Source organism: Streptomyces sp. NPDC031132, assembly GCF_055570595.1.
On sequence record NZ_JBVIGX010000048.1, the window covers coordinates 18,621 to 27,136 of the forward strand.

Annotated in this window: 9 protein-coding genes; 7 read left to right on the forward strand and 2 right to left on the reverse strand. The window is 72.9% G+C overall.

The window, feature by feature from the left end:
• Positions 1–57: 57 nt before the first annotated feature.
• Positions 58–852, reverse strand: a complete 795-nt coding sequence (locus tag ACZ49B_RS35970) for a hypothetical protein (protein ID WP_468314728.1) — start codon at positions 850–852, stop codon at positions 58–60.
• 169 nt (positions 853–1,021) lie between these two features.
• Here ACZ49B_RS35970 and ACZ49B_RS35975 point away from each other — a divergent pair, with 169 nt between their 5' ends.
• The 7 genes from ACZ49B_RS35975 to ACZ49B_RS36005 all read left to right on the forward strand — a co-directional run bounded on the left by ACZ49B_RS35975 (position 1,022) and on the right by ACZ49B_RS36005 (position 7,470).
• Positions 1,022–1,636, forward strand: coding sequence for a phosphatase PAP2 family protein (locus ACZ49B_RS35975; protein WP_468314666.1), 615 nt, complete (start codon positions 1,022–1,024; stop codon positions 1,634–1,636).
• Between the two features lie 22 nt (positions 1,637–1,658).
• A complete protein-coding gene (locus ACZ49B_RS35980; protein ID WP_468314668.1) occupies positions 1,659–2,588 on the forward strand; it encodes an HhH-GPD family protein in 930 nt (309 codons plus the stop codon).
• A 218-nt stretch (positions 2,589–2,806) separates the two neighbouring features.
• Positions 2,807–3,379, forward strand: coding sequence for a SigE family RNA polymerase sigma factor (locus ACZ49B_RS35985; RefSeq protein WP_030158464.1), 573 nt, complete (start codon positions 2,807–2,809; stop codon positions 3,377–3,379).
• 38 nt (positions 3,380–3,417) lie between these two features.
• The gene (locus ACZ49B_RS35990; RefSeq protein WP_468314731.1) at positions 3,418–4,056 is read left to right on the forward strand and encodes a hypothetical protein; all 639 of its coding nucleotides are present in this window, start codon (positions 3,418–3,420) and stop codon (positions 4,054–4,056) included.
• 69 nt (positions 4,057–4,125) lie between these two features.
• Entirely contained in the window at positions 4,126–4,839 is a 714-nt protein-coding gene (gene cseB, locus ACZ49B_RS35995) for a two-component system response regulator CseB (RefSeq protein ID WP_468314671.1), read from the forward strand.
• The gene (cseC, locus tag ACZ49B_RS36000) at positions 4,836–6,149 is read left to right on the forward strand and encodes a two-component system sensor histidine kinase CseC (protein WP_468314674.1); all 1,314 of its coding nucleotides are present in this window, start codon (positions 4,836–4,838) and stop codon (positions 6,147–6,149) included. Before cseB ends, cseC begins: the two co-directional genes overlap by 4 nt.
• A 61-nt stretch (positions 6,150–6,210) precedes the next feature.
• The gene (locus ACZ49B_RS36005; RefSeq protein ID WP_468314677.1) at positions 6,211–7,470 is read left to right on the forward strand and encodes a LamG domain-containing protein; all 1,260 of its coding nucleotides are present in this window, start codon (positions 6,211–6,213) and stop codon (positions 7,468–7,470) included.
• Between the two features lie 24 nt (positions 7,471–7,494).
• Here ACZ49B_RS36005 and ACZ49B_RS36010 read toward each other — a convergent pair whose 3' ends face one another.
• Positions 7,495–8,109: a M23 family metallopeptidase gene (locus tag ACZ49B_RS36010; RefSeq protein ID WP_468314680.1), complete on the reverse strand. Its 615-nt coding sequence runs from the start codon at positions 8,107–8,109 to the stop codon at positions 7,495–7,497.
• Between the last annotated feature and the right edge of the window lie 407 nt (positions 8,110–8,516).

Consider the following 8,516-nt stretch of genomic DNA (forward strand, 5'->3'; position numbering starts at 1 on the left):
CGCATGCCCTCCGGCGTTCGAGGCGCGGGGTCCGGGGCGGCGCCCCGGGGGCACCCCCTAGTCCTGCTTGAGGACGAACGAGGTTCGGGCCACCGGCATGCCCGGGGATTTGACCTCGACCACGTACGTGTCCGGGGCCGCGCTCCCCGCCGGAGGCGTCTGGCACTGGTCCGCCGCGCTGAACTTCCTGTCCCACTCCAGCGACTGCTTCGTCTCCCCCTGCGCCGGCACCCGGAAGAACGCGTTGGCCGCGCCCGACGGGCAGTCCGCCGAGGACCAGACGGCCTTGCTCGTGCTCGCCTGGAGGATGGTCAGGACGGCCTGCTTCGGGCCGAGGTCGACCTTGCAGGTCGTGCCGGAGACATTGCGGGCGACCAGTTCGAGGCGGGGCTTCTCGCTCGTCTCGTACTCGTTCTTCACGCTCTTGACCTCCCACTGCATCCCGCTCGGGGCGCACGTGGGAAGCGGGGAGTCCGCCGGGACCTGGGACGTGGAGCCGCCGGTACCGCCGCTGCCCCCGCCGGCGCCGCTGCCGGAGCCCGGACCCGCTCCCGCGCCCGCCGCCGTGCCCGGAGTGCCGCCCGGTTCGCCGTTCTTGCCCGAGCCGCCGCCCGACTCCCCACGCCCGCCCGGCGCCTGACTGATCGCCGGCCCCGTCCCCGCGGGCCCCGGGGTGATCGAGGCGACCGGGTCGGGCCCCTTGTCGCCGCCCTTGCCGTTCGTACTCGACTTCCCCCCGCCGGAACTGACGGTCCATACGGCGAGGAGCGCGAGGAGCGCGACGACGGACGCCAGCACAGCCCTCCGTCGCCAGTAGATGGAGGAGGGGAGCGGCCCGACCGGATTGCGCATAGATCCCACGGACGGAACTTTACGAGAGTCCGCGGCCCGATCTGCGCCCCACATGCCGCGCAAGCGGCTTGTTCTGCCGATGATCATCCTGCGGGCGGAGGCCCGAGCGACGGGAATCGGCCAAGAGTCCCACGTCAGTCACGGTCGCGTTTGAGTACGGTCGGTGACCATGGACACCTCCGGCCTCTACGTCGACATCACCGGTTCCGCCCGCTCCGCACCCGGCTGGGTGCAGTCGGCGTTCGAGGTCTGGACGGAGTACGGACTCCTGCTCTTCGGCCTGCTCTTCATAGCCGTGTGGTGGCGTGCGCGCACCCAGGCCGGCCCGCGGGCCGTCGCCCTCGCCGTCCTCGCGCCGCTCGCCACGGCCGTCGCGTACGTCGCCTCAGAGGTCGTGAAGTCCGCCGTGGACGAGGAGCGGCCCTGCCGGGCCGTCGCCGGGGCCGCGGCCTCGCTCGTCGTCTGCCCGGTGCCCGGCGACTGGTCCTTCCCCAGCAACCACTCCGCCATCGCGGGCGCAGCCGCCGTCGCGCTGGCCCTCGCCGTAGGCCGCCTCGCACTGCTGACCGTGCCGCTGGCCCTGCTGATGGCCTTCTCCCGGGTCTTCGTCGGCGTCCACTATCCCCACGACGTGGGCGTCGGTCTGCTGCTCGGCGGTTCGCTCGCCGCGCTCTTCACCCTCGCCCTCACCGGTCCGATCAGTACGATCATCGCCGCCCTGCGGGCGAGCGGGGGGCGCGCCGCTGTCTGGTTCACCGGCCCGGGCCCCGCGCGGCAGCCCTGAAACGTGCCAGGATGCCGTTGCCATGACTGCATCCACCAGCCCTTCCCCCGAGACGTTCCCCGACGTGTCCCACGCGCTGCACTCCCCTGTCATCGCCTGGTTCGAGGAGCACGCCCGCGACCTGCCCTGGCGCCGCCCCGAGGCCGGCCCCTGGGGGGTCATGGTCAGCGAGTTCATGCTCCAGCAGACCCCGGTCAGCCGGGTCCTGCCGGTGTACGAGCAGTGGCTCGCCCGGTGGCCCCGCCCCGCCGATCTGGCCGCCGAGGCCCCGGGCGAGGCCGTACGGGCCTGGGGGCGGCTCGGCTACCCCCGCCGGGCCCTGCGCCTGCACGGCGCGGCCGTCGCGATAACGGAGCGGCACGGGGGCGACGTACCGCGGGATCACGCGCAGCTGCTCGCGCTGCCCGGCATCGGCGAGTACACGGCCGCCGCCGTGGCCTCGTTCGCGTACGGGCAGCGGCACGCCGTGCTCGACACCAACGTGCGCCGGGTCTTCGCGCGCACCACCAGCGGGGTCGAGTACCCGCCGAACGCCACCACGGCCGCCGAGCGGCGCCTGGCCCGGGCCCTGCTGCCCGAGGACGAGGGCACCGCGGCCCGCTGGGCGGCGGCCTCGATGGAGCTCGGCGCCCTGGTGTGCACGGCCAAGTCCCCGGACTGCGCGCGCTGCCCGGTGGCCGGGCTGTGCGCGTGGCGGCTGGCCGGGAAGCCGGCGCACGAGGGGCCGCCGCGGCGCGGGCAGACGTACGCGGGGACCGACCGGCAGGTGCGCGGCAAGCTCCTCGCGGTGCTGCGGGAAGCGGTCGGGCCGGTTCCGCAGGCGGTGCTCGACACGGTCTGGGACGAGCCCGTGCAGCGGGCCCGATCGCTGGACGGGCTGGTCTCCGACGGGCTGGTCGAACCGCTCGCCGGGGGGATGTACCGGCTGCCGCAGGGCCCCGCGACGGACTGAGCCGCGCCGGGGCCGCTCCGGGGCCGCATCGCGGGCCGAGCTGAGTCGGAGATTCCGTTTGTCCCGGCCAAACCCCAGCTCACGGCACTGTTACACAACCTATGGGTGTCCGTGCGTCCACCGAAGGCTGGCCCGCACAGGCCCGTGACAACCCCTCCGTACCTTCGAATCCGTAGGGCACGGGGATGAGCGGTTGCACGGGACGGAGGCGGTCTGAGATGGCGCACGGCGAGGTACTCGGATTCGAGGAGTACGTACGCACTCGGCAGGATGCGCTCCTGCGCAGTGCCCGGCGCCTGGTCCCGGACCCCACGGACGCGCAGGACCTGCTGCAGACCGCGCTGGTGCGCACGTACGGCCGCTGGGACGGCATCGCCGACAAGTCCCTGGCCGACGCCTACCTGCGCCGCGTCATGATCAACACCCGGACCGAGTGGTGGCGCGCCCGCAAGCTGGAAGAGGTCCCCACCGAGCAGCTCCCGGACGCCTCCGTCGAGGACGGCTCCGACCAGCGCGCCGACCGCGCCCTGCTGATGGACATCCTCAAGGTTCTCGCGCCCAAGCAGCGCAGCGTGGTCGTGCTGCGACACTGGGAGCAGATGAGCACCGAGGAGACCGCCGCGGCGCTCGGCATGTCGGCGGGTACTGTGAAGAGCACCCTGCACCGCGCGCTGGCCCGGCTCCGGCAGGAGTTGGAGAGCCGGGATCTGGACATGCGTGCGCTGGAGCGCGGTGACCACCGCGGTGACCACACCATCCGGTACGAGGGGCGTGAGCGGTGCGCGGCCTGAATGGCCAAAGCTTGAGCGGCAGAAGTCCGCTGGTGCTGATGTCGGCGGGGACGGTCGTCCTCGTCGGCACAGTGCTGTTGGCGGCCGGATGCGCCACCGGCGGCACCGGCCTGCGCGACGGCGGCCCCGCCCACACCGAGTCCGCCGCCAAGACCGGCTCGGCGACGGCCACCCCGCCGGACCACGTCCCGGCCACCACGGGGGCGTCGGGCGGTCCCGTACGGCGGGTCGACGCCGTCGCACTGCTCCGGGCAGACCCCAAGGTCAGCGCCGAGGTCAAGCGGGACCTCAAGCCCTGCACGGGCAAGGAGTACCCGGTCGACGTGAGCTACGGGAAGGTCACCGGGGGATCCGTCGTGGACATCGTCGTCAACGTGCTGTCCTGCGCCGATGCGCTGGGGCGGGGCTCGTACGTGTACCGGGCTACGGGCGGGACGTACGAGAATGTGTTCTCGGACGAGCAGCCGCCCGTCTACGCGGAGATCGACCGGGGGGACCTGGTGGTCACCAAGCCCGTCTACGGGAAGAGCGACGCCCTCGCCTACCCGTCCGGCGAGGACGTGATCACGTACCACTGGAACGGGGAGAAGTTCACCGAGCAGGACCGGGTGCACACCGACTACAGCAACGTCGACGGTGCGGTCCAGCCGGCCCCCGCGGTCACCCAGAGGAACTGACGACCCGAAGACCGCAGACCAGAAGAACCGACGGACCGAAGAAGCGAAGAACCGAGGCGAGGCTTCCGCATGGCCGAGACCCATGTCCTGTTCGTGGAGGACGACGACGTCATCCGCGAGGCCACGACCCTGGCGCTGGAACGCGACGGGTTCGTGGTCACCGCCATGCCCGACGGCCTGTCCGGCCTGGAGTCCTTCCGGGCCAACCAGCCGGACATCGCGCTGCTCGACGTGATGGTGCCCGGCATGGACGGCGTGAGCCTGTGCCGCCGGATCCGCGACGAGTCCACCGTTCCCGTGATCATGCTGTCCGCGCGCGCCGACTCCATCGACGTCGTCCTGGGCCTGGAGGCGGGCGCCGACGACTACGTCACCAAGCCCTTCGACGGCTCGGTCCTCGTCGCCCGGATCCGCGCCGTGCTGCGCCGCTTCGGCCACGCCGGCGGCCCGCAGAACGGCCGGCCGGGGGCGAACGGCGAGGACGACTCCGAGGAGCGCGGGGTGCTGGTCTTCGGCGACCTGGAGGTCGACACCGAGGGCATGGAGGTCCGCAGGGCCGGCGCCCCGGTGGCGTTGACGCCGACCGAGATGCGGCTGCTGCTGGAGTTCTCCTCCGCGCCCGGCACCGTACTGTCCCGCGACCGGCTCCTGGAGCGGGTCTGGGACTACGACTGGGGCGGCGACACCCGCGTCGTGGACGTCCACGTCCAACGGCTGCGCACGAAGATCGGACAGGACCGCATCGAAACGGTCCGAGGATTCGGATACAAGCTCAAAGGATGAGGCGCTTCACCCTCCGTACGGGGATCCGCTGGAAGATCACGCTCGCCATCGCCGCCGTCGGCGCGCTCGTCGCCGTGGCACTGAGCCTGGTCGTGCACAGTGCTGCCCGCGTCTCGATGCTGGAGAGCGCGCGCGAGGCCCAGCTGGCGAACGTGAACGTCATCGCCCGCTTCGTCGAGGCCGGGCGCAAGCCGGTCCTCGGGGCGAAGGTCAACGACCCCGAACTGCCCGCCGCGCTGCGCGAGAAGGCGCGGTCGGGGCGGCGCGGCACGTACATCCAGGAGTCACGCAAGGGAGTGCCGCAGGTGTGGGCCGCGGTGCCGCTCGGGAACGGGCAGGTGCTGTCGCTGCACAACGAGTTCAAGGAGAGCGCCAACATGGTGCGCGACCTGGACCGGGCCCTGGTCGTCGGGTCGATCTCCGTCGTCGTCGCGGGCGCCGCGCTCGGCGTGCTCATCGGCGGGCAGATCTCGCGCCGGCTGCGCAAGGCGGCGGCCGCCGCGCAGCGGGTGGCGCACGGGGATCCCGACGTACGGGTGCGGGACGCGGTCGGGGGCGTCGTACGCGACGAGACCGACGACCTCGCGCGGGCCGTGGACGCCATGGCGGACGCGCTCCAGCAGCGGCTGGAGGCCGAGCGGCGGGTGACCGCGGACATCGCGCACGAGCTGCGGACCCCGGTGACGGGCCTGCTCACGGCGGCGGAACTGCTGCCTCCGGGGCGGCCGACCGAGCTGGTGCGGGACCGGGCGCAGGCGATGCGGGCGCTCGTGGAGGACGTACTGGAGGTGGCCCGCCTGGACAGCGCGTCCGAGCGGGCGGAGCTCCAGGACGTGGCGCTGGGCGAGTTCGTGAGCCGGCGGGTGACCGCGCTGATGCCGGAGGCTTCGGTACGGGTGGTCGCGGACGAGATCGTCAGCACCGACCCGCGGCGGCTGGAGCGGATCCTTGGCAACCTGCTGGCCAACGCGGCGCGGTACGGGCAGCCGCCGGTCCAGGTCGACATCGAGGGCCGGGTCGTCCGGGTCCGGGACCACGGGCCGGGCTTCCCGGAGGCGCTGTTGCGCGAGGGGCCGAGCCGGTTCCGGACCGGGTCGACGGACCGCGCCGGGGTGGGGCACGGCCTCGGGCTGACCATCGCGGAGGGGCAGGCGCGGGTGCTGGGCGCCCGGCTGACGTTCCGCAACGTGGCGGCTCCGGGCGGCGCGGACCGCGAGGGAGCGGCTGCCGGAGCGGTCGCGGTGCTGTGGCTGCCGGAGCACGCGCCGACGGCGACGGGAAGCTTCCCCGTCATCAAGGTGCAGGGCTGATCGCGAGCGGATCGGGACCGGGCCGTACAGCTGTGCGGCCCGGTGTTTTAGCATCCGTGGCATGACCGACGGTACGAATCCCCCCAGCAACCCGCAGCCCGAGCCCGCCCCCGGGAACGGGGGCTACGGGTTCCCGCCGGTCCCGCCGGCCTCCGCGGCCGGCTACGGCTACCCGCCCGGCGCCCCGGCCGCGGGTGCGCCCGGCGGCAGCTTCGGCCCGCCGCCGGGCGCACCCGCGGACGGCAGCGGCTACGGCTACCCGCAGCCGGGCGCGCAGCCCGGCCCGTACCAGCAGGCCCCGCCCCCGGCCGCCGCGCCCCAGCAGTGGGCCCAGGGGCTCCCGAACATGGGCGGGCCGGCCGCGCCCGGCGCTCCGGGCGGCCCCGGGATCCCCGGGCCGTTCGCGCCGCAGTCGGACCAGCCGGACTGGGAGGCCATGGCCGACCGCTCGGCGGCCGAGAAGCGCAAGAAGCGGCTCTGGATGATCGGCGCCGCGGTGACCGTACTGGCGCTGCTCGCCGGCGGTGGAACGTTCCTGCTGCTGGGCGGCGACGACAAGGGCGGGAACGAGGCGAAGGACGACACGCCCACGTCCGCGCCGACCTCGCCCTCCCCCAGCGGGTCGAAGAGCAAGACCCCGGTCGACAACACCCCGACGGTCAAGGACGACCCGACGCAGATCCGGGACCGCAGCGGCAAGGCCCCGCTGAAGATGGGCCCCGACGCCGGGGTCTTCCCGATCGAAAAGCGCTTCGAGATCCGGACGAAGGGCAACGAGAACTCGTACGCCGAGTCCGCCAAGCGCGTCGTGGACACGTCCAAGAGCTTCACCGTCTCGGCGCACGTCTGGAACCGCGCCCCGAAGGGCCGCCAGATCGCCGTCAGCCAGGGCAACGAGAAGTCCTTCTCGTTCGAGCTGGGCCTGGACCAGGTCAACGGCAAGCCGGCCTGGGTCTTCCGCGTCCAGACGGGCGACCAGGGCGCCGAGGCGACCGCGGTGACCGTGACCGGCGAGAGCCCGAAGATGGAGAAGACCTTCTCCACCCTGACCGGGACCTACGACGCCGAGCGCAAGCAGATCGCCCTCTACGTCAACGGCAAGAAGACCGGCGAGGCCCCCGTCCCCGGCGTCTTCCAGGCGCAGGGCCCGCTGCAGCTGGCGCGCTCGCGCCACGAGGACAAGTGGACCGCGCCGTGGAGCGGGGCCATGGAGACCGTGCAGACCTACGACTCGGTGCTCTCGCCCGCCCAGATCGACACCCTCAAGCCGGGCAGGGTCGACGCGAAGACGAAGCCGACGGGCTCCTGGCTCCTGTACTGACCGCGGTCAGAGGGACCAGGGCGATCAGACGGTGACGCCGGCCTTGCGCAGGAAGGCGACCGGGTTCACGGCCGAGCCGTAGTTCGGGGTGGTCCGGATCTCGAAGTGGAGGTGCGGGCCGCTCGAGTTGCCGGTGTTGCCGGACAGCGCGACCTGGGTGCCCTTGGCGACCTTCTGGCCGATCCGGACCTTGATCTTCGAGAGGTGCGCGTACTGCGAGTACGTGTTGTTCGCGTGCTTGATCACGATGGCGTTGCCGTACGCCGGGCCGTCGCCGCCGCCGTTCGGGCCGGCCTTGACGACCACGCCCGCCGAGGCGGCCTTGACCGGGGTGCCGACGGGGCAGGCGAAGTCCTGGCCCGAGTGCTTGTGGGACCACATGCTGCCGCCCTTGCCGAAGGTCGCGGACAGCGTGTAGGTGGCGACCGGCTTCTGCCAGTTGACGGTCTTCGCGGCGGCCCCGGAGGCCTGGGCGGCGGCCTGGGCCGCGACCAGCTCGGCGGTCCCGGTCAGGGCGGTCTGCGGGGTCGTGTCGGCGAAGGCGGCGGTCGTCCCGGCCCCGAGAGCCAGGGCCGCACCGAGAGCGGTGGCGCCGACGGCGAGACGGGTACGAGGGGTGCTGACGCGCTTCGCGAACATGTAAGGAGACCTCCGGGCCGGGGACAAGGACGCTTCGGGCATGAAGTCACCCGGCACGCTGGGAAGCGGATGCCGGGCTTGCCCATCCTTGGTAACCCGTGTCCCGGCGCATCCCCAAACGTCCCGATTACTACCGGGGCTCGTAGGCCGGGGAGGTGTGACGCAGCCGGTTGACCGCTTCCCCGCTGGGCCGAGGGCAGGGGTGAGTCGGGACAAAATGGACATTCCACCTACGAGAGGTCCTAGTAGGTCCGTTTTGCCCTGTGTGGCTTGTCACCGGCGCGGGGCCTCCGGGAAGCAGAAAAAGGGGCGGGGGGGGGGGGGGGGGGGGGGGGGGGGGGGGGGGGGGGGGGGGGGGGGTGTGTGGGTGTGTGTGCGGTCGTGTGGGGGGGAAGGGGGACGAGGTC